This is a genomic window from Hymenobacter actinosclerus, assembly GCF_900111515.1.
GTDB lineage: Bacteria > Bacteroidota > Bacteroidia > Cytophagales > Hymenobacteraceae > Hymenobacter > Hymenobacter actinosclerus.
Genome location: NZ_FOHS01000001.1, coordinates 501,777 through 522,767 on the forward strand (window position 1 = coordinate 501,777; position 20,991 = coordinate 522,767).

At 60.6% G+C, this 20,991-nt stretch carries 19 protein-coding genes; 5 read left to right on the forward strand and 14 right to left on the reverse strand.

Going from position 1 to position 20,991, the window contains the following annotated elements; all coding sequences use genetic code 11:
• Positions 1-29: 29 nt before the first annotated feature.
• The 13 genes from BMY67_RS02070 to BMY67_RS02135 all read right to left on the reverse strand — a co-directional run bounded on the left by BMY67_RS02070 (position 30) and on the right by BMY67_RS02135 (position 15,315).
• Positions 30-791 (reverse strand): LytR/AlgR family response regulator transcription factor, encoded by a 762-nt coding sequence (locus BMY67_RS02070; protein WP_092767833.1) that lies wholly within the window; start codon positions 789-791, stop codon positions 30-32.
• Between the two features lie 111 nt (positions 792-902).
• A complete protein-coding gene (locus BMY67_RS02075; protein WP_092767834.1) occupies positions 903-1,988 on the reverse strand; it encodes a sensor histidine kinase in 1,086 nt (361 codons plus the stop codon).
• 637 nt (positions 1,989-2,625) lie between these two features.
• The gene (locus BMY67_RS02085) at positions 2,626-3,006 is read right to left on the reverse strand and encodes a hypothetical protein (protein WP_092767837.1); all 381 of its coding nucleotides are present in this window, start codon (positions 3,004-3,006) and stop codon (positions 2,626-2,628) included.
• Positions 3,007-3,179: 173 nt separating this feature from the next.
• Positions 3,180-3,929, reverse strand: a complete 750-nt coding sequence (locus BMY67_RS02090) for a shikimate dehydrogenase family protein (RefSeq protein WP_092767839.1) — start codon at positions 3,927-3,929, stop codon at positions 3,180-3,182.
• A 108-nt stretch (positions 3,930-4,037) separates the two neighbouring features.
• Positions 4,038-4,694 (reverse strand): DedA family protein, encoded by a 657-nt coding sequence (locus BMY67_RS02095; protein WP_092767841.1) that lies wholly within the window; start codon positions 4,692-4,694, stop codon positions 4,038-4,040.
• 75 nt (positions 4,695-4,769) lie between these two features.
• Positions 4,770-5,441 (reverse strand): spermidine synthase, encoded by a 672-nt coding sequence (locus tag BMY67_RS02100; RefSeq protein ID WP_092767843.1) that lies wholly within the window; start codon positions 5,439-5,441, stop codon positions 4,770-4,772.
• A gap of 267 nt (positions 5,442-5,708) precedes the next feature.
• On the reverse strand, positions 5,709-7,046 hold the full coding sequence (locus tag BMY67_RS02105) for a PQQ-dependent sugar dehydrogenase (protein ID WP_092767845.1): 1,338 nt from the start codon (positions 7,044-7,046) through the stop codon (positions 5,709-5,711).
• A gap of 218 nt (positions 7,047-7,264) precedes the next feature.
• Complete coding sequence (locus tag BMY67_RS02110; protein ID WP_092767846.1) at positions 7,265-8,098, reverse strand: phosphosulfolactate synthase; 834 nt, start codon at positions 8,096-8,098, stop codon at positions 7,265-7,267.
• Between the two features lie 204 nt (positions 8,099-8,302).
• Positions 8,303-9,700 (reverse strand): tetratricopeptide repeat protein, encoded by a 1,398-nt coding sequence (locus BMY67_RS02115; RefSeq protein ID WP_092767849.1) that lies wholly within the window; start codon positions 9,698-9,700, stop codon positions 8,303-8,305.
• Between the two features lie 280 nt (positions 9,701-9,980).
• Entirely contained in the window at positions 9,981-10,994 is a 1,014-nt protein-coding gene (locus BMY67_RS02120; RefSeq protein ID WP_092767851.1) for an NAD-dependent epimerase/dehydratase family protein, read from the reverse strand.
• 122 nt (positions 10,995-11,116) lie between these two features.
• The gene (locus BMY67_RS02125) at positions 11,117-11,878 is read right to left on the reverse strand and encodes a tyrosine-protein phosphatase (protein WP_092767853.1); all 762 of its coding nucleotides are present in this window, start codon (positions 11,876-11,878) and stop codon (positions 11,117-11,119) included.
• A 13-nt stretch (positions 11,879-11,891) separates the two neighbouring features.
• Positions 11,892-14,342 carry a GumC family protein gene (locus BMY67_RS02130; RefSeq protein WP_092767855.1) on the reverse strand — a complete coding sequence of 817 codons (2,451 nt, stop codon included), beginning with the start codon at positions 14,340-14,342 and terminating at the stop codon, positions 11,892-11,894.
• A gap of 37 nt (positions 14,343-14,379) precedes the next feature.
• Complete coding sequence (locus BMY67_RS02135; protein ID WP_092767857.1) at positions 14,380-15,315, reverse strand: polysaccharide biosynthesis/export family protein; 936 nt, start codon at positions 15,313-15,315, stop codon at positions 14,380-14,382.
• A gap of 254 nt (positions 15,316-15,569) precedes the next feature.
• Here BMY67_RS02135 and BMY67_RS02140 point away from each other — a divergent pair, with 254 nt between their 5' ends.
• From BMY67_RS02140 to hpf, 4 genes are all read left to right on the forward strand, one after another.
• The gene (locus BMY67_RS02140; RefSeq protein WP_092767859.1) at positions 15,570-16,709 is read left to right on the forward strand and encodes an acyl-CoA dehydrogenase; all 1,140 of its coding nucleotides are present in this window, start codon (positions 15,570-15,572) and stop codon (positions 16,707-16,709) included.
• 170 nt (positions 16,710-16,879) lie between these two features.
• Positions 16,880-17,080, forward strand: a complete 201-nt coding sequence (rpsU, locus tag BMY67_RS02145; RefSeq protein WP_019946232.1) for a 30S ribosomal protein S21 — start codon at positions 16,880-16,882, stop codon at positions 17,078-17,080.
• A gap of 157 nt (positions 17,081-17,237) precedes the next feature.
• A complete protein-coding gene (locus BMY67_RS02150) occupies positions 17,238-18,125 on the forward strand; it encodes a tyrosine-type recombinase/integrase (RefSeq protein ID WP_092767861.1) in 888 nt (295 codons plus the stop codon).
• 33 nt (positions 18,126-18,158) lie between these two features.
• On the forward strand, positions 18,159-18,458 hold the full coding sequence (hpf, locus tag BMY67_RS02155) for a ribosome hibernation-promoting factor, HPF/YfiA family (protein WP_092767862.1): 300 nt from the start codon (positions 18,159-18,161) through the stop codon (positions 18,456-18,458).
• 181 nt (positions 18,459-18,639) lie between these two features.
• Here the strand turns inward: hpf and metK are convergent, their stop codons facing one another.
• Complete coding sequence (gene metK / locus BMY67_RS02160) at positions 18,640-19,902, reverse strand: methionine adenosyltransferase (RefSeq protein ID WP_092767864.1); 1,263 nt, start codon at positions 19,900-19,902, stop codon at positions 18,640-18,642.
• Between the two features lie 206 nt (positions 19,903-20,108).
• Here metK and BMY67_RS02165 point away from each other — a divergent pair, with 206 nt between their 5' ends.
• Positions 20,109-20,936 (forward strand): phosphatase PAP2 family protein, encoded by an 828-nt coding sequence (locus BMY67_RS02165; protein ID WP_092767865.1) that lies wholly within the window; start codon positions 20,109-20,111, stop codon positions 20,934-20,936.
• The last annotated feature ends 55 nt before the right edge of the window (positions 20,937-20,991 follow it).

A 20,991-nucleotide genomic window follows, 5' to 3' on the forward strand; every position in this document is an offset into this window, starting at 1 on the left:
CTTTTGCTTTTGACTTTTTCTCCTTGACTTCAGCTAAACTTCCCGTGGTAGCGCAGCACTTCCAGCAGCCCTTCGCGGTAGGTTTCGCCGATGGGCAATGAGGCGCCGTGCACCTGCACGCGGTGGCGCTCCACGAATTCGAGGTGGCGCAGGTTGATGAGGTAGGACTTGTGGATGCGCACGAAACGGCCGGCCGGCAGCTGCTCTTCGAGCTTGCGGAACGATTGCAGAATGAGCAGCTTGCCGGAGGCCGTGTAGTACATCAGGTATTCCTTCTGGCCTTCCACGTAGTAGATGTCGTCAACCAGCACCCGGCGCAGGCGGCTGTCGTGGCGCACGAATAGCGCTTCGTCGGCCGCGACAGTGGGGTCGGCGGCGGGGGCTTCGGGCGCGGCGGGGGCAGCTGTGGGGGCCGGCGGGAGCAGGGCGGCGCGGGCGCGGTGGGCGGCCTGCACGAACCGCTCGAAGGATATCGGCTTGAGCAGGTAGTCCAGGGCCGGCAGTTCGTAGCTCTGCACGGCGTAGTCGGGGTGGGCGGTGGTGAAGATGATGCGCGGCCCCGGCGCGGGCAGCAGCTGGGCCAGCTGCAAGCCCGTCAGGCGCGGCATCTGAATATCGAGAAACACGACATCCACCGGATTGTCCTGCAGAAACGCTGCCGCCGCCAGCGCATCGCCAAACTGCCCTTGCAACGCCAGAAACGGCACCTGCTGGCAAAAGTCCACCAGCACCTTCCGGGCCAGCGGCTCGTCGTCCACCACAAGGCAGCTAATTGGTCGGCGGGTTTCCATGAGGTGGTGAGGTGGTGAGATAGTGAAATGGTGAGTTGATGTGCGGGCGGCGCGGGGGAGCTAATGGTTCAGCTTATGATGAGGATGATGGAACGTCATCTCACCATTTCACTATTTCACCGCTACGGGCACGGTAAGACGAACCGCGTATTCCTGCTGGTTGGCCGTAACTACCAGCGCGTGCCGGCCGGGGTAAAGCAGCTCCAGGCGGCGGCGCAGGTTGGCCAGGCCCACGCCGCCGGGGGCCGCCTTATCGGGCGAAATGCGGTTGCGCACCGTGAAATGCAGCTGCCCGTCGGCCGCGGCCAGCTCCAGCACCAAGCGCACCACGTGGGGGCGGGCCGTGAGGTCGCCGTGCTTGAAGGCGTTTTCGACCAGTGGCAGCAGCAGCATAGGCGGCAGCAGCAGCTTCGGGGCGGCCTCGGGGGGCAGCAGCAGGCGGAAGTCGATGGCCTCATCGGCGTCGTCGGTGGTGCCGCCGGCCGTGGGCAGGCGCAGCTGCTGGAGCGTGAGGAAGCTTTGCAGGTGGCCGATTTCGCGGGCCAGCGGCACAAGGTCGTCGGCGCTGTCGTAGAGCTGGTAGCGCATCAGCTCGGCCAGGCGCAGCACTGCCTCGGGGGCCTGGGGCGAGGCGTGCAGCGTGAGCGAGTAGATGTTGTTGAGCGTGTTGAACAGGAAGTGCGGGTGCAGCTGGCTTTTGAGCAGCGCCAGCTCGGTGCGCAGCTGTTGCTGCTCCAGGGCGCGGCGGTGGCGCAGCTCGCGCCAGTAGTAGCCGGCCAGCTGCACAAAAAAGCTCAGCAGCAGAATCTGCCCGCCCAGCAGCAGGTAGTAGGCCTGCAGCACCTGCACGTAGTAGCTTAGCGGCTGCGACTCGCCCTGTACTTTCACTTCATCAAACGCATAGCTCACGCCAATGCGCAGCGCGCAGAACGCCAGCAGGCCCAGCCCCAGCAGGCCCAGGTAGGCCCCCAGCCGGCCGCGCTGAAACAGCCGGGGCATCAACTGCCAGTTGAGGTAGAAAAGGGCCGAATCGAGCACGTCGGCCGTGAGGGCCAGAGCCCAGAAGTGGTCCTGCTGCTGCGGTACCAGCACGCCCTGGCGCAGCAGCCAGTTCTGCCAGTCGAAATACAGCAGCAGCGCTATCCAGCCCAGGGCCACCCAGGGCAGCCGCCGCAGCCAGACCGGGGGCGTAGGCAAGGGCCGCAACGGCCGGGAAACAGAAGCAGGCAGATTCAGGGAGGTTGGCGCTTAATTGAACTGGCAAAGTAGCCAATTGGCTGGGTTTGCGGCCGGATTTTCAACCTGCCCAACGTCCGCTTCAACCAAATAGCCCACAGCCGCCACCAGCATAAAGTAAGGGCTCAGCCAAGTGGCCGGTTGAGCGGAGTAACCCCGGCACGGCTTGCTCCGGAGGCCGTATTGGCTGAGCCGCGGCCCGGAGCTGCTTGAGCTTCCCGGCTTTCTGCCTGATACACGGGGTACGTTTGCGCGGCCGGTCTGCTGCTGGGTGCCGGCTTTTACCCCTGGGCGTTGCTAATTTCCTGGCTCCCGGCCACCAATACACCAGCCTCACCACTACGCCCGGCGTTGTCAATTTCGGCAGCTTCTATCAGTATCAGCGCAGCTTGCGCCTCTCGTTCAGCTACCGTTTTGGCCAGCCCGAAAGCAGCCCATGCCCGCGCCGCCCCATCAAAAACAACTGCTCCGAGAAGGGTGGCTCCACCGGCGGCGGGCCGGGTCGAGGCGGGTTCGGAAGAGAACCGAACAGGGTTGGGCGGCGCCGGAGTCAGGAGCGAAAAGCTGGCCTGGGGCAAGATGGGGCCGACGTGTGCAGTTAGTTGTTGATGTAGACCCGGATAAGCTTGGTCAGAATCAAATCCATTTTGCTGCTCAACGTTTCCAACTGGCTGCTCATTTTCTCGAAGCGGATTTCCAGGTCGTCCAGCTGCTGGGCCTGCCCGGGCGCGTAGCTGGCCTGCGCCGGAAGGAGGGTAGCCGGCGCAGATAAGGCCTCGTTGAGTTGCACCAGTTGCTCCTGGTAGCTGCTCTGCCCGGCTAGGAGCTGCTGCATAAGCTGGGCGTTGCCTTCCGTCGCCTGCACCAACTGCCGGAGCATAACCGCATGCTGGCGTAGCTGCGCCGTATGGCGGTCAAGAATAGAGGTTGTTTCCGAAAGCAGAGGCTCCAGCTGGTCGAGGCTTTCTTCAGGAGTCATGGGAAGGTTTATATAGTAGAATTATAAGGCAATCTACTACTATTCCCTTAGATTGTGTATATAATGGGGAAATTTCACTATATAATTGTACTAATACTGTCAGTCTGAATATTAGGATATTTTGGGCCAGATGCTTGGTTGAAAAAGGAAGTAGTTGCCTGGTCTATAAAGAGCTACGATTCCTGATGCCAGATGTCCCAGGCGGCTTCGGCCTGACGGCAAAGCATATCGAAGCCGTTTTTCACCTGCGCCCCGGCGGCCAGGCCGCGGCGCATAAACTCGGTTTCGGCCGGATTATATACCAGGTCGTGCAGGTAATGCTGGGGCGTGAGGGCTTCGTAGGGCAGGGGCGGGCAGCTGCTTACGTCGGGGAAGGTGCCCAGAGGCGTGGCGTTGATGATGAGCTGGTGGTCGTGGATCAGGCGCGGGCTTAGCTCGTCGTAAGTGAGGCCCGCGCCCAGTGGGTTGCGCGAAACCGTCCAGGCGCCGATGCCCAGCTCGCGCAGCGCCACCTCCACGGCTTTGGCCGCCCCGCCGCTGCCCAGCACCAGGGCCCGCAGCCCGGCCGGCACGGGCGCTGGCAGCAGGGCCCGCAGCGAGTCGCGGAAGCCCACGTAATCGGTGTTGTGCCCCACCAGCCGGCCATCGGCCCGGAACTCGACCACGTTCACGGCCCCCACCCGCGCCGCCGAAGGGGCCACCTCGTTGAGGAAGGGCCAGATTTGCTCCTTGTAGGGAATCGTGACGTTGAGGCCGCGCAACTCGGGCCGGGCCGCCAGCAGGGCCGGCAGCTCGTGCATATCGGCCAGCTCAAACAGCTCGTAGCGGTGGTCGGGCAGGCCCAGGCTGTGGAACTTCTGGCTGAAATAGGTCTGGGAGAACGAGTGCTTTAGGGAGCGGCCGAGCAATCCGAATTCGGGCATAACGCGGGGGTGGTTTCGGGCGGCAAGCAACAAAAAAACCGCCGGCTTTCCTTGCGGAGCCGGCGGTTATGATGGGTATGTTTTCGCTCTTGCTGGTCGCGGCCGACTTTAGGCCACGGGCTTCTGCTTGCCGAAGCGTGACTTGCCGAACTCCCATACTACTGGCAGCACCGACAGCACAATAATGGCCAACACAACCAGCGAGAAGTTTTTCTGTACTACCGGAATCAACCCGAAAAAGTAGCCCGCACTCGTGAGCGACACCACCCACAGCACCGCGCCCACCAGGTTGTACGACAAAAACTTGCTGTAGTGCATGGTGCCCACGCCCGCCACAAACGGCGCAAACGTGCGCACAATGGGGATAAAGCGGGCCAGAATAATCGTTTTGGCGCCGTGCTTCTCGTAGAAAGCCTGGGTGCGCTCCAAGTGCGCCCGCTTCAGAAAGCGGGAGTTTTCGCGGAATACCCGCGGCCCCAGGTAGTCGCCGATGTGGTAGTTGAGCGCGTCGCCGAGCACGGCCGCCACAATCAGCAGGCCCATCAGCAGCCACACGTTGAGCGGCGAGCCGGGCAGAGCGGCCGTGGCGCCCGCGGCAAACAGCAGCGAGTCGCCGGGCAGAAAAGGCAGCACCACCACGCCGGTTTCCACGAAAATGATCAGAAACAGAATAGCGTAAGTCCAGACTCCATAGTCCCTGACAATTTCACCCAGGTGCTTGTCGAGGTGCAGAACGAAGTCGATGATTTGCTGAAGAATTTCCATGAGAGGGGTTTGAACCCGCAAAGTAAGCGAGTTAGCGCCAAACGGCAGCCCGGTGCCCCGCTACGGTGGCGTTGGTCAGGGCCGCCGCTGCAAAATCAGCAGGCGGTTAAGCTGCTCCACTTCCATGTCCTTCACGGCAAAGCCCAGCGCCTCCAGAAACCCGGGCAACGGCTGGCCATCGGGCTCCAGTGCAGCCGTTGTCAGCAGGTTGCACAGGGCCCAGCCGCCGGGCCGCAGCACCCGGTGCAGCTGCCGCCAGAAAGCCGCCCCGCCCAGCTCGGCGGGCAGCGTCAGGTCCAGGAACAGATCGACTACCGCCAGCTCGAAGTGGCTGGCAGGAGCAGTGGGCAGCCAGGCGAAGGCGTCGGCGCACTCCAGGTTAAGCCCCGGACCCGGCCGTACGCCGAATTCCTCGGCGGCCACTCGCAGCACCGCCGGGTCGAGCTCGATGGCCGTAATGGGCCCGGTGCGGCCCTGCTCGCGACGCAGCAGCGGCAGCACCGAGCCGCCGCCCAGGCCCAGCACCAGCACCGGCGCGGCGGCATCGGTTACCGGCACGAAGCGCAGCCCGTAGCGCAGTACCTGTTGCAGCGAGCCGTAGCTGTAGTTGGCCTGGGCCGTGTTCAGCACCTTATAGCCGCGCCAGGTCGTAACCTCCAGCCACCCGCTATGGGCCGATGGCACGCGGCGCGTCATGGGCGTCAGGTAGCTCAGCAGATGGCGGGCAGTGGTCAGCCAGTTGGGCATTGGTCGGGGGGGCGGGAAATCAGGTGGTGGTGGCGCATAAGAAGCGGCAGGTTACCCGGCAACAATGCCGGGCTATTCGTGCACTCCTGACAAGCAAACCGGTCGACTGCCGCCACCGACTGGTCGAGCAGCCGCAGTTGACCGGTGGATTTCAAAAAACGTCCCGTTGATTTTTCGAAACATCAGGACGCTTTCAAAAAGCATCAGGAGGTTTTTAAAAATCGACGGGACGTTTTCGGTGCCTATGCTCCGGCCGGCCGGCAACGGCTATTGAGCGGCGATGCGCCAGATTTTGCCGCCGGCGTCGTCGGCGACCAGCATGGCGCCGGTGGGCAGCACCGTTACGCCCACCGGGCGGCCGTACACCTCATTCTTCTCCTCATTGGCGATGAAGCCGGTCAGGAAATCCTGGGGCTGGCCGGCGGGCTTGCCGTTGCGGAACGGCACGAACACCACTTTGTAGCCCGAAAACTCGGAGCGGTTCCAGGAGCCGTGCTGCCCGATGAAGGCGCCGTTGCGATAAGGCTCCGGAAACTTGTCGCCGGTATAAAAGGCCAGGCCCAGCGAGGCCGTGTGGGGGCCCAGCGGCACATCGGGTACGATGGCCTTTTTCACCAGCTCGGGCTTTTCGTCCTTGCGCCGCGGGTCGACGTGCTGGCCGAAGTAGGAGTAGGGCCAGCCGTAGAAGCCGCCTTCGCGCACGCTGGTCAGGTAATCGGGCACCAGCTCATCGCCCAGCTCGTCGCGCTCGTTCACGGCCGTCCAGAGTACGTTGGTGCCGGGCGCCCAGTCCATGCCCACGGGGTTGCGCAGGCCGCTGGCGTATATCCGTTCGCCCGTACCGTCGGGGTTTATTTCGATGATGTTGGCCCGGCGCTGCTCCTCCTTCATGCCGTGCTCGCCCACGTTCGACGATGAGCCCACCGAGATATAAATCTTGTGGCCGTCGGGGCTGGCCAGCAGGTTGCGGGTCCAGTGGTTGTTGTAGCCGCCGGCCGGCAAGTCCAGAATCTTCTGGCCCTTGGCCGTAATCGAGGTCTGGCCGCCCACGTAGGGGTAGCGCCACACGCCATCGGTGTTGGCTACGTAAAAGTAGCCGCCCAGCAGCAGCATGCCGAAGGGCTGGTTGAGGCTGTCGAGAAACACGGTGCGCGTGCTGGGGCGAGCCACCTGCTGCTCGTCGCGCAGCAGCGTAATGCGGTTGGCGCTGGTAGGCCTGAGCGACTTCGAGGGGTCGAGCTTGAGGGCGGCGGCCACCTCCTCCTTGGGGCCGGTGGGCACGGTGTTCGCCTCGGCCACCAGCACGTCGCCGTTGGGCAGCACGTACATATTGCGCGGGCTTTCGAGGTCGGCGGCGTACTGCGTTACCAGAAAGCCGGTGGGCACGGTGGGCATGGTGGCCTGGGGCCACTCTACAATTTTGCTGCGCTTGGTTACCGATTTGGTGGCGTAGGGCTCGGGCAGGGTCAGCGAGTCGGTTTTCGTAGCCACCGTGTCGGCGGGCGTGAGTACGGCCGCTTCGGTTTTTTCCTGCTTGGTGGGGCCGCCGCAGGCGGCCGTCAGGAGCAGCGCCGCCGCCGCCAGAAGAGAAGAGATACGAGTCATATAAAGGTAAAAGTGCTGAATAATCCGGGGCCGGGTCTGTAGCTGGCCGGGCCATTCTCTTTTAACTGATTTTAGGCGGCCGGGGTTAGGGCCTTGTTGCGGCCCAATGCCGCAAGCTTCGGGCCAGCCCGCCCAACCGGCCCGATTAAGCCAACGACAAAGGCCGCGCACTATGTACGCGGCCTGGTCGGCTACTTTCAAACGGACAGCCTGGCCTACTACCCGCGCGGCATGGAGGTGCCGGGGCGGCCGGGCGTCTTGGGCTCGGGCCGGAACATCTCGTCTACCTGGCTCATGTCGAGGAAATCGGTGAACGTGTCGCCGCGCAGGCCCAGGCGGATGGTTTCGAGGCTGATGATTTCGTTGGGCGCGATGTTGCCCAGGTTCACATTGGCCCCCAGCAGCTTGATAAACCACACCTGCTGGGCCTTCTGGGGGGCTTCCCAGATGATTTTCTCGAACGGAATCTGGGTCAGAATCTCTTCTACCAGACCCGAGCGCACCTCGCCGGTGCTGCGGAACAGGCCCACGTTGCCAGCCTCGCGGGCCTCGCCAATCACCTTCACGGCGCCGGCTTCCAGTTCCGTTTTCATCTGCGAAATCCACTTGTAGGGCGGAATAATCTTCTCGGCATCCTTCGAGCCCACCTCGCTGAGCACCTGCACCTGGCCCGAAAGCGTGCGGATAAACTCCAGCTTCTTGTCGTGGTTGAGGTCAATCGAGCCGTCGGATACCTCGGCGTACTCCATGCCGAAGGTGTCGAGCAGGCGCTGGTAGTCCTCGAACTGGTTGCGGATGATAAAGGCTTCGAACAGCGTGCCGCCGAAGTACACCGGAATGCCGGCTTCCTTGTAGGCGGCCAGCTTGCGCTTGAGGTTGGGCGTGGCGTACGAGGTAGCCCAGCCCAGCTTCACAATGTCGGTGTAATCGGCGCCCACTTCCAGGAAATCCTCCACCTCGCGCACGCTCAGGCCCTTGTCCATGACCATGGTGAAACCTTGTTCGCGGGGTTTGCTGGTGCGCTCGGGCAGCTGGCTGAGGGAGTAATTCATGCGTTAGGGGTCCGGAGGACTGAAGTTCTGAGGAACTGAATTGATATGCGGGCAAAAGTACAGCCGGATTGGGAATTGCGCGGTTGGCCTAAAAAAACTGTCATCCTGAGCGCAGCGAAGGACCTGGGCAGAAGCTAACATGTGACTGTCGCTTCCGTCCAGGTCCTTCGCTGCGCTCAGGATGACCGGTGGGTTCGTTTGCTGCTACTTCCGGTACTGGTCAATCAGGCGGGCCAGGGCCTGCTGCGACTCCAGCTCGGGGAAGTAGTCGAACAGCAGGCGGTGCTTGTCGAAATCGAGGGTGAGGGCCTGCTCCAGGGTCTGGTAGGCCTCGCGGTAGCGGCCGGCCGCCAGCAGGTAGGCGCACAGCCGGTAGTGCAGCTCGGCCTCTACGGGGCTGATTTCGAGGGCCGTGCGCATCAGGTCGATGGCGCCGTCGAAGTTGCCCTGCTCATACAGCAGAATGCTCCAGTTCAGCCAGCCGTCCTTGTTGTCGGGGCCGGTTTCGGTGGCTTTCTCGTAGGCCTCAATGGCCGAGGCCAGGTTGCCAATCTGGTACTCGGCGGCGGCCAGCGCCAGCCAGTACTCCACGCTTTCGTCGTACAGACTCACGGCCTTACGGAAAAAGTGGATGGCCTCGAAGTACTTCTCCTGAGCCTGCATGATGATGCCGATGCCAAACCAGGCCTCGTCCATGGTCGCGTCGAGGTCGATGGCCTTCTGGTAGAAGCGCCGGGCCAAATCCCACTCGGCCAGCTTCTCGTGGCACTCGCCGATGTTGCACAGCGCCTCGGGCGTGGGCGTGCCCTCGGCGTGGCTCAGCTCAAACTCGGCAATGGCTTCGCGGTAGCGTTCCAGCGTTACGTAGCAGCTGGCCAGGTAGCCGTGGGCGTCGTAGTACTGGGCATCAATCAGAATGGCGTACTCGAAGGCGCTGATGGCCTCATCCACCTTGCCGGCCCGGTAGTAGGCCTGCCCCAGGTTGAACCAGGCCAGGGCCGAGTAGGGGTCGTCGTCGGTGAAGCGGCGGAAGAACTCCAGGTTGCTTTCCAGCCGCTCGCTCACCTCCAGGCAGTACAGCAGCTCCTGCACGGCCACGTCGTTGTCGGGGTTGAGGCGCAGGCTTTGCTTGTAGTACTTGGCCGCGCTCTTGTACTTCTGCCAGCTCTGGTAGGCCAGCCCCAGGTTGAAGAAGATGTCGTCGCGGTCCTCGGTGTTTTCCACCGCTTGCAGGAAAAACGCCACGGCCTCGGCAAACTCGCCCTTCTGGGTGGCAATAATGCCGCGGGTAACGGCCACGTCGGGGTTGGTCGGGTCGAGGTGGGCCACGTCCTCAATCTGGGTACTGGCGGCGGTGTACTCGCCCTTCATGGCCAGCACCTGCGAGCGGTCGATCAGCAGCTCGGTGCTGAACGGGTACTGGGTTATAGCGGCCTCGCAGGCCTGCAGGGCGCGGTCGTACTGAGTATTGGACGTATAGTGGTCGATGATGTTCTCAAAATCAGCCAGGTCGAAAAATACGGGTTCGTTGCGGTCTACCATGTCCTCAAAACGGCGCACGGTAGCCAGCACTTCGTCCCGGTCCTCAAAGTTCTCGTTCATTCTCATGCTTCAGCTAACAACACAAACCCGCCAAAAAGGCAGGTTCCGTGGGGTGGGCACAGGCCGTTTCAACTCAGAAACCGCCCTGCCCTGAATATACAACAACCGCACCCAAAGGTGAACTGGCGCAAGGTGAAATAGTGAGATGGTGAAATGGTGAGTTGATGTTTTGGGGGCCTATTGGCGCGGGTGGCGCTATCGGCATAAGTGGCGCAAATCAACCAACGGTGCCAACTGCGCATTTTGCGCCGGTAGGGCCCCAGAACATCAACTCACCATTTCACCATCTCACTATTTCACCTTGCGCCAATTCCTGGCAGCACCAGCGGATGGTTTCCGGCAAAGGTCGGAACTGGCGGCCCAATTCGCGGCATACTTTGTCGGCCTGGTACTCCAGGGGCCGGCGGCCAGCGCGGGCCGTGTCTTTGGTGATGAGCGGGCGGGCGCCGGTCAGCAGACTCCGAACGTGTTCGAGGCGCCAGATAGTTTCGGCGGCCCAGCCCGGCACGGCCACCGTGGGCGGGCGCTTGCCGAAGTTTTCGGCCATAAGGCCCAGCACCTCGGCCAGCGGCCAGCGCCCGGCATTGAGCACGTACCGCTCGCCGCTGTGGTCGGTGTCGAGGGTGAGCTGGGCCAGCATTTCGGCCACGTCGCGTACGTCTACCAGGTTGAGGCTGGAGGGCGTGTAGAAGCGGTGCTCGTTGTAGGCGTAGCGAAACAGGCGAGTGCTGCTGCGGTGCCAGTCGGCGGGGCCCAGCACCACCGAGGGATTTACCACCACCGCCCGCAGGCCCTCCGATACGCCGCGCCATACTTCCAGCTCGGCCAGGTATTTCGAGGTAGCGTAGGCATTGTGCTCGGCTCCTAGGTCCCATTGGCTCTGCTCGTCGATGCGCAGCACCTCGGTGCTGGGCAGCTCGCGCTGGGCCGCCGCCGCTCCACCCCCGAGCGCCGCCACCGACGACACGTAGCCCAGCCGGATACCAGGCCGCTCCAGGCAGGCATCCACTATGTTGGCCGTGCCCTCCACGTTCACACGAAGCAGTTCCTCCTCATCCTGGGGCGCGTACGACACCAAGCCGGCGCAGTGAAACACGTGCGTTACGCCTTCCAGGGCCGTCCGCAGGCCCAGGCCGTCGCGCAAATCGCCCGGCACCCACTCCACGGTTTCGGCCCCGGCTACCACAGGAGCGGCCTCGCCCCGGTAGATTGCCCGCACCGGTAAGCCGCGCCGAACCAGCTCCGCCAGCAGAAAGCTGCCCACCAACCCCGTGCCGCCGGTTACTAGTATCATTTATTCGTTTTTCGTGGTTTGTTTTTCGTTGTTCGGCAGTTAGTGTTTTTCGGTATTACAAAGGGCTTGCTCAATCGGAATACCCTCACGAAAAATGAAAAACAAACCACGAAAAACGAATCTTACAGCGTATTATTGAGCAGTGGCAGGGCCAGGGCCTTGGCCAGGTAAGGGGAGAGCAGTGTTTTGGTGCGCAGCGTAGCAAGGTGCTTCACGTGGTGAGTATCGGAGCCCAGCAAATCCACGAGGCCACCGTCGATCAGCTTTTCGGCTACCCGTTTGGCCCCGGCCGAATAGTAGCCGCTCAGCGAGTTCAGGTTCACCTGCAGCATAACGCCCTGTTCGCGCAGCCGCTCCAACTCCTCAAAACGCCCGTAGAGGTAAGTGTAGCGCTCGGGATGCGCCAGCACCGGCTGGTAACCCGCCGCCTGCAGGTTGAAAATGCTTTCGTTCAGGTTGAAAGGCTCGTTGATGTACGACGTTTCGAACAGCACCAGCCGTCGCGCTCCGCCAAACGTGAGCAGCGGCTCCCGTTGCTCCAGCCGCCGCCCGAAACTCTCATCCAGGTAGTACTCGGCGGCGCAGTCCAGCTCCAGCCCGGTAATACCGGCCCTGGCTGCCGCCGTTTTCAGCGCCTCCAGCGCCCCCCGGATGCCCTCGGGCGTGTTACGGTAGAAGTCGCCCATGATGTGGGGCGTCATAATCAGCTTGCGGTAGCCAAACGCCTGCAACTGCCGTAGCAGATCCAGCGAGTGTTCCAGCGTTTCCGCGCCATCATCGAGGCCCGGTAGCACATGCGAGTGCATATCGACCTGCAGCGCAGCCAGCGACGCGGCCACGGCAGGCGCAGCCGACGGGCCAAACAGCTTGCTGAAAATCGACATAGACTTAGCTGAATCAGGATATGCGCTGCCGTAGCCGGCTCAACAAGCCATCCTTGGGCGTATTGTCCTCGTCGTAGTAGCCCTGCCCGTAGCTGTAACCGTAGCCATAACCGTAGCCGTAGCCGCCAGTGGTTTGGGCGTCGTTGAGAATAGTTGTCAGCTTCGTGAAGCCGTTGGTACGGATCAGCTTGTTGATGTTCTTGAGGAACGACTTTTTCGAGTAGTTGGCCCGCACGACGTAGATCGGGACATCGGCCTTACGCATGATGAGGATGCCGTCGGTTACCAGTCCCACCGGTGGCGTATCAATAATGATGACGTCGTAATGCTGGTGCAGCTCGGCAATCAATGGGTCGAACATGTCACTCAGGATCAGCTCCGAGGGGTTGGGCGGAGTGGGGCCGGCCGAGATGAAGTCGAGCGTCGGGATGCTGGTATGCTGCACGCATTCCTGCCAGGTGTGCTTCTCGATGAGAATTGTGCTGACGCCCTTGATGTTTTCGGCGTCGAAGGCCAGATTCACCTTGGGCTTGCGCATATCGAGGTCGAGAATTACCACCCGCTGGTCGGAAGCGGCGATAATACCGGCCAGATTCACCGTTACAAAGGTTTTGCCTTCACCGCTAATAGTCGAGGTAACGGAAATCAACCGTTTCCGCTTGGAGGACGCAACGAACTCCAGATTGGTGCGGATGGAACGGATGGCTTCCGACAACGCCGATTTGGGGTTGCGGTCTACGACCAGCTTCGAGACGGCCATCTTCTCTTTGTCGTAAGTCGGAATTACGCCCAGCACGGGGGCGTGAGTATTGCGCTCCAGTTCCCGGATGTTGGTGACGGTGTTGTGCAGCAGGTAGCGTACGGCAATAAGCCCGAGGCCCAGCACAATGCCGGCGGCCAGCCCAATGGCGTAGATAATAAACTTAACCGGCGAAATAGGTATGGCCGGTGAAGCAGGCGAGAGTATCTGGAAATCAGCAGTAGCGCCGGCCATCGAAATGCCAAACTCAATCCGCTTATCTAGCATCATTAAGTTATACTTCTCGAACAGTTCCAGCGGCCGTTGCAGGCGGGCCTGCTCGGTATACTTATCAGGCAGAACTCGCAGCTTGGCTTCCAGTTCGGCGCGCTTACCCAGCAGCTTCGCTTCCTGAGACTTAAGCAGCTGCTGATTTTTGCGCAGCAATTGGCGCACTATTTTCTTGAGGTCGGCAATGCTCTGCTCCTTGGTCTGCATGGCCAAGGTAGCCCCCGGCTGGTAAGAGAGCAGCGCCCGTTTCAGGTCGAGCTGCGCGTCGCTCAGCTCTGTAATGCGCTGCACGAGCTGGGCGTCTTTCACTTCGGCCAGGGCCGGGATGCTTTGCATTACGTCGCCGTCGGCGCGGGTCGTGAGCTGCTCCCGGTCCAGCAACTGGCCTACGTCGTTCATCATTTCGCCTTGCTCCTGCAGCTTGGCGCGCTCCTCCTCCAACTCCTGCATCAGGCCGGTAATCTGACCTACCTCGCCCTTTACGTCGTAAGATCCGGTGCGCTTCACGAAAGCTTCCATCGCCTCTTCGGCCTGGCTAAGGCTCTGGTTGTTACTGCCCAGCTGCTCGTTGATGTAGCGAAGAGCACGGGCCGACTGCTCCCGCTTGCGGGCCAGCTTTTCCTCCAGATAGACTGCATCCACGGCATTTACAATGTCGCGGGCTTTGGCCGGATTGTGGTCGGTGAATGAAATGCTGATGGTGTTGGCATCTACATTCACAATATCGACCAGCAGGTTGCTGTTGAAGTAGTTGCTCAGCGCGCCGGGGCTGTTAACCATGAACGAGTACTGCCCCTCCGGAGCCGCTGCGCCGCTGTCAGCAGCTTTGCGAATGGTCAGCCGAAAGCCGGCCACTGTGAAGGGCTGCCCGAACGTGTGTTGCTGCTCGGTTCCGCCTAACTCTTCGGGCAAAGTCAGCTCGAAGGTGGTGGGGGAGAGGAAGCGTAGCGCAATCTTCCGGTCGAAGGCCGCATCAGCCAGAGCTTCGTAGCTCACCTCAAAAGGCGAAGAACCATAGATTTCCGTTTCCAGCACCGTGCCCTGCACGTAGTAATTTACATCGAGGGCCAGCGAGTCGTTGAGGCGGCTGTAAATGATATCGGACTTGATAAGCTCGATTTCACCCGACAGCTTGGTGAGGCTTTGCTTTTGCTCTACGGCGCCACCCAGGCTGCCCAGGCCCAGTACGCCGGCCTCGGTTTTTTCGTCAATCTTAAGCGTAGAGGTGGATTTGTACAGCGGCGGCGTGTAGCGCAGAAACAGCCAGGAGGCAGTCAGGCCGAGTACTACCAGCAATACCATCCAAGGCAGACTGCGCCGGGCCACGGTCAGCAGCGTCGTCAGGTCCAGTCCGCCGCCGTCGTCTTCCTCCTCGGGTTCTCCTCCGGCGTTGCGGATCAGTTCTTCCAGTTCCGCGTCTTCCTTAGCTGCCATTCACGTAGGTAATCAATGAGAAAGCCCTTTATTACTATTACAGCTTCGAAATAAGATAGATCGTGCTTATAACGGATGCAATGCTAGCAATAAGACCAAACAAGGGAGTTGCATCCTGCAGTCCTTCGTAGAATGGCCGTCGGATGGGCTCAACATATATAATATCGTTGGGTTCCACCTGCAGGTTTGCTCGCCGCATGCCGTCAATAGTAGTCAAATCTATTATCTGGACCTGCGGGTTTTTGAGACTACCGCGGATCAGGCGAATGTTATCAGCGCGGCCGGCGCGGCCAGTGGCGGTAGTGCCTACGAAAGCTCCATCGATGCCACCAGCGGTGGCCAGCACTTCCAGCAGGTTCATGTTATCGTTGTACATCTGGATAACCTGGCCCGAGCCGCCGGAAGTGGCTCCGAGCACGATGATGCGGTTGTTGGCTACCCGGGTTGTTACAAAAACGCCTTTGTAAAATTCGGTGTACTTTGTTTGTAGCAAACTGTCGGCCTGTAACAACGTCAGGCCAGTCAGGCGCTGATAGCCTACCATAGGCAGGCGCACGACACCATCGTGCTGCACCAGAAACTGGGTGCTATTCTGGTTTTGCTGCTGCTGCTGCTGTTGTCCCCCCTGGCGGCCCCCAACTCCTGACTGCGGCCGGCTGATGCCGGTACTTCCGATACCACCGGTTCCCATCATGTTACCGAACTGCAGTTCGCCGTTGGGGTCGAGAATTCGCTCCCCTTCGTTGGTATAAAGTCGAACTTCGAGGTAGTCGTTGGGTTGGATGATGTAGTTGCGCTCGGCCCGGTTTACTACGTCACGCAGTTTAGCCGTATCGAGGCGCCCGGCTCCGTCGGTGCGGAACAAAATATTTTGCTGATGCACACGGGCGGCGGAGCAGGAGCCCAGAAACAGGGCCGCCGGAGCGCACAGCAGCCACAGCAGCAGGAGGCGGTGAAGCGAGGATTTAGGCATGCAAACCGGCTCACACCGGATTCAGTAGGAAAAACGACAGGCAAATACCGCCCCTGAACAGGACAATATCTGCCTAAAAACCATCAAAGAAACCGAATAAACCGGGCCCATCAAAATCGGCAGGGCTTCCGGCCCGAATCCTGCACTGGCGGGAGCGGGCGTAAAATCGTACTTTTGCAAACCCAAAGTTGGGTTTCACTGGTTGTATGCACTCCCACCCAACTTCTTTTACCCATCCCACCCACCCCTTACTTATGGAACTGGTAGCTACCGAAAATCAAACCATGATTGCCCAGATGGTGCGCGACTTTGGCGCCCAGCACATCAAGCCCCGCATGATGGAGTGGGACGAGTCGCAGGAGTTCCCGAAGGAAGTATTCCATAAGCTGGGCGAGCTGGGCCTGATGGGGGTGCTAGTGCCCCAGGAGTACGGCGGGGCCGGTTTTGGTTACGTCGAGTACGTAACGGCCATTGCAGAGCTGTCGAAGATTGACGGTAGCATCGGCCTGAGCATGGCGGCGCACAACTCGCTTTGCACCGGCCACATTCTGCAGCACGCCTCCGAGGAGCAGAAGCGCAAGTACCTGCCCAAGCTGGCCTCCGGCGAATGGATTGGCGCCTGGGGCCTGACCGAGCCCAACACGGGTTCCGACGCCGGCAACATGCGCACCGTGGCCGTCGAAGATGGCGACCACTACGTGCTCAACGGCGCCAAAAACTTTATTACCCACGGCAAGTCCGGCAACGTAGCCGTAGTTATTGCCCGCACTGGCGAAGTGGGCGACTCGCGGGGCATGACGGCCTTTATCATTGAGCGCGGCACGCCCGGCTTTGCGGCCGGCCGCAAGGAAGACAAGCTCGGTATGCGGGCTTCGGAAACGACGGAGTTGATTTTCACCGACTGCCGGGTGCCCAAGGAAAACGTGATTGGCAAAATCGGCGACGGCTTCGTGCAGGCGCTCAAGGTACTCGACGGTGGCCGCATCAGCATTGCGGCGCTGAGCCTGGGCATTGCCCAGGGGGCTTATGAGGCGGCGTTGCAGTACTCTAAGGAGCGCCACCAGTTCAACCAGCCCATCAGCAACTTCCAGGGTATCAGCTTCAAGCTGGCCGACATGGCGACGGAAATTGAGGCGGCCTCGCTGCTGACCTACCGCGCCGCCGACATGAAGGACCGGGGCCTGAACGTGAACCTGGAGTCGGCCATGGCCAAATTGTATGCCTCCGAGGTAAGCGTGCGCGTCGCTAACGAGGGAGTGCAGATTTTCGGGGGCTACGGCTACACCAAGGATTACCCGGCCGAGAAATACTACCGCGACGCCAAGCTTTGCACCATCGGCGAAGGCACTTCCGAGATTCAGAAGCTCGTTATTGCCCGCGCCATCCTCAAGTAAATCACAGATGGTGCAGATGAAAAAGGATAACACAGATTCGTTCTGGTAGAGGATGAACGCGGAGGAAATAGATGCTTAGCGGAACGAATCTGTGTTATCCCTTTTATCTGTAACATCTGTGATGTATCTTTGCGGCCCTTCATAGTTGATTTCTCAAGTTCACTGCTGATATGCTCATCGTCCAAATCAAAGAAAACGAGTCGGTTGACCGCGCCCTCAAGCGCTTCAAGAAGAAGTTCGAGCGCACCGGCGTTCTGAAGGAGCTGCGTCGTCGCACCTTCTTCCAAAAGCCTTCCATCACCAACCGCAAGCAGAAGCAGAAGGCTATCTACAAGCTTTCTACCTACGGCCCCGACGCGGACCCCAAGTAAGCATCCGCTAGCGGCTTAGCCGTAGTGTGGATCGAGAAACCCGGCTGATTTGCTCATCTGAGCGAATCAGCCGGGTTTCTCGCGTTTTAGCTGGCCGGTTTGTTTGCTGGGTTGAATTGCCTACATTGGCTATCCGCCCCTTGGTTGTTGCCTTTCTATGGAGTTGTTTTTTGATTACCTGCGCTTCGAGAAGCGGTACAGCCCGCATACAGTGGTATCGTACCAGACGGACCTGCGGCAGTTCAGTGAATTCCTGAGGGCTACCTACGAGCTCGACGATACCACCAAGGCCGACCACACGCTGATCCGCTCCTGGGTGGTGGCGCTGATGCAGCAGCAACTCGACCCACGCACTGTAAACCGCAAAATTGCCTGCCTGCGCTCCTACTACAGCTACCTGCTGCGTACCGGCGCGGTGGCCAAGAACCCGATGCTGCGCATCACCTCGCCCAAAACGGCCAAGAAGCTGCCCGACTTTGTCCCCGAGGAAAGCCTCAATGACCTGCTCAACTCGTTTGAATTCCCCGATACTTTTGCCGGGGCCCGCGACCAGCTGATTCTGGAACTGCTCTACGGCACCGGTATGCGCCTTTCGGAGCTGATGGGCATCCGGCCCGCCGACCTGAGCTTGCCCGGCGGCACGGTGCGCGTAACGGGCAAGGGCAACAAGCAGCGGCTGGTGCCCCTGAACCCCAGCCTGGTGCGGGTGCTGGAGCAGTATATGGCCCGGCAGCGGCACGAGTTCGGCAATAGCGGCAACACCAGCGGGCCGCTTCTCGTTACAGACAAAGGCGAGCCGCTGTACGAAAAACTAGTTTACCGCACCGTGAAGCACTATCTGAGCCAGATAACCACGGCTTCGGGCCAGCAGCATCCGCACGTACTCCGCCACTCTTTCGCCACGCATCTGCTGGGCAAAGGAGCTGATTTGAACGCCATTAAAGAACTGCTCGGACATGCCAACCTGGCTGCTACCCAAGTCTATACCCACCTGAGTATCGACCGGTTGAAGTCCGTTTTCGAGAAGGCCCACCCCAAGGCCTGATTGGTTTATTGTTTACCCTTAACCCCCTAGTCGATGAAAGTACAGATTAACTCGGTGCATTTTGACGCCGGCCAGCCCCTGCTCGATTTCATTCAGCAACGCCTTAACAAGCTCGAAACTTTCTTCGACCGCATAACCGAGGGTGAAGTCATTCTCAAACTGAACAACAAAGACGGTATTGCCAACAAGACCGTAGAAATCAAGCTGATGGTGCCCGGTAACACCCTGTTCTGCGAAGAAGACGCGCCTACTTTCGAAGCGGCTACCGATGCCTGCTATGAAGCCATGCGCCGCCAGTTGGTAAAGCATAAGGAGAAGCTGGTGAACTACTAGTTTTTGAGCTGCAAAACTCTGTAATAGCTGCAAGCCTGAAGCTACAAGCTGCAAGCTTTTCGTTCATGCAAAAGCCCCGTCTGACAATGCAGACGGGGCTTTTGCGTGAGTTGTTGTAGGAAGTTCGACTATTGCTTACTGATACGAAAGCTTGCAGTTTGAGGCTGGCAGCTTGTAGCGCTTATAGCCCAAACTCCGCCTTGATCCGGTCCACGTAGTCGAGCTTTTCCCAAGTGAAGGTTTCGACGGTTTTGGTGCTGCCGTCGGGCATTTGTACCTGCTTGGTGCCGGCCTCGCGGCCCATGTGCCCGTAGGCGGCCGACTCGGCGAAGATGGGGTTCTGAAGGCCCAGGCGTTGCACGATGGCGTAGGGGCGCAGGTCGAAAAGGCGCTGCACCTTTTTGGCAATCTGGCCGTCGGTGAGCTTGTCGCCGGTACCGCTGGTGGCTTTCGTGGTGCCGTAGGTGGTCACGAACACGCCCACCGGCTCGGCCACGCCGATGGCGTAGGCTACCTGCACCAGCACCTGGTCGGCCACGCCGGCCGCTACCAGGTTTTTGGCGATGTGGCGAGCCGCATAAGCTGCCGAGCGGTCGACCTTGCTCGAATCCTTGCCCGAAAAGGCCCCGCCGCCGTGGGCGCCCTTGCCCCCGTAGGTATCCACAATGATTTTGCGGCCCGTCAGGCCCGAGTCGCCGTGGGGGCCGCCGATAACGAACTTGCCCGTGGGGTTGATGTGGTGGATGATGCTATCAGTGAACAGCGCCTGGGTATTGGCATCGAGCTGGGCCTTTACGCGGGGGATGAGGATGGTTTTGACATCCTGCTCGATGCGGCGCAGCATGGTGGCCTCGTCGGCGTCGAATTCGTCGTGCTGGGTGCTGACGACGATGGTTTCGATGGCTTCGGGCGTGTTGTCGTCGGCGTAGCGGATCGTCACCTGGCTTTTGGCGTCGGGGCGCAGGTAGGTCATCTCGCGGCCTTCCTTGCGGATGGCTGACAGCTCGCGCAGCAGCCGGTGCGACAGGTCGAGGGCCAGGGGCATGTAGTTGGCCGTTTCGTTGGTCGCGTAGCCGAACATCATGCCCTGGTCGCCGGCGCCCTGCTCTTCGGCAGTGGCGCGCACTACGCCCTGGTTGATGTCGGGCGACTGCTCGTGCAGGCGGTTCATTACCTCGCAGGTGTCGGCGTTGAACAGGTACTCGGGCTTGTTGTAGCCGATGCGGCGGATTACCTCGCGGATAATAGGCTCGGCATCCACATGGGCCGTCGATTTGATTTCCCCGGCGACGAGGGCGAAATCGGTGGTTACCAGGGTTTCGCAGGCCACTTTGGCGGCGGGGTCCTGGCGCAGGTATTCGTCGAGGATAGCGTCGGAAATCTGGTCGGCTACTTTATCCGGGTGGCCTTCCGAAACGGATTCGGAAGTGAACAGGTAGGGCATCAGCTAAGAAAGGTAGAAGTACGCGAGAGGCCGGTAGCCCCTGCCCCGCGGCGGCGAATAACCGGGCAGGGCCGCAAAGCTACAAGTTTTCCGGCGGTTGGCTAGGGTTGACATTGCATCAACCGGCTGGCTAAACCCCAACCTCAACCGTCGGACGATGTTTTCGTTTACTGCTTTGAATCTCCCTCATTCCAGCTTCTATTCAGATGAAAAAACGCTTTACGCCCCTTCTGCTGCTGCTCCCGTTGCTGCCCCTGGCCGATGCGCAGGCCCAGCAGGCGCCCTCGCCCTACCGCACCCGTTTCGCCGTCGATGCCCCCGTTACGGCGGGCTTGGGTGCGCTCAGCGGCGTGGGGCTGCTGCTGATTTCCAGGAAGGACGGACTGAACCAGACTGAGCTGGCTGCCCTTAGCAAGCAGGACGTGCCGAAGTTCGACCGGTTCTCGGCTGGCAACTACAGTACCAGCGCCCAAACCGCCAGCGACCTTATCGTGTACCCCTCGCTGCTGCTGGCGCCGGGACTGCTGGCCCTGGATAGCGACGTGCGCGCCCGCTACGGGCAGGTGCTGGGACTATACCTGCAGACGATGGCCGCCTCCAATGCCGCTTTCACGCTCACGGCCGGCAACGTGTACCGCTACCGGCCCTTCCTGTACGGCCCGGAGGGCGGGAGCAAGCGCACCAGCCATATCTCTACCAACTCGTTTTTTGCCGGCCACACGGCCAATACGGCCGCGGCCACGTTCTTCGCGGCCAAAGTGTACCACGATTTCCACCCCGGTTCGGCGGCCCGCCCTTTCGTGTGGGGCGCGGCGGCGCTGGTGCCGGCCGCCACGGGCTACTTCCGCCTCAAAGCCGGCAAGCACTTTCTGTCCGATAACATTTTAGGGTATTCGGTAGGCGCGGCGGTGGGCATTCTGGTGCCGCAGCTGCACAAAACCACCAGCCGCACCGGCCTCTCGGTTTTTCCCGTGCAGGGCCTGAACGTGAACGGCTACGCCTATTCGGGCTTGGGTTTCACCAAACAACTGTAGGCCGGACGAACAGCCTCCGGATAGGTGTTCTTGTAAGACTTCTTATTGATAGAAG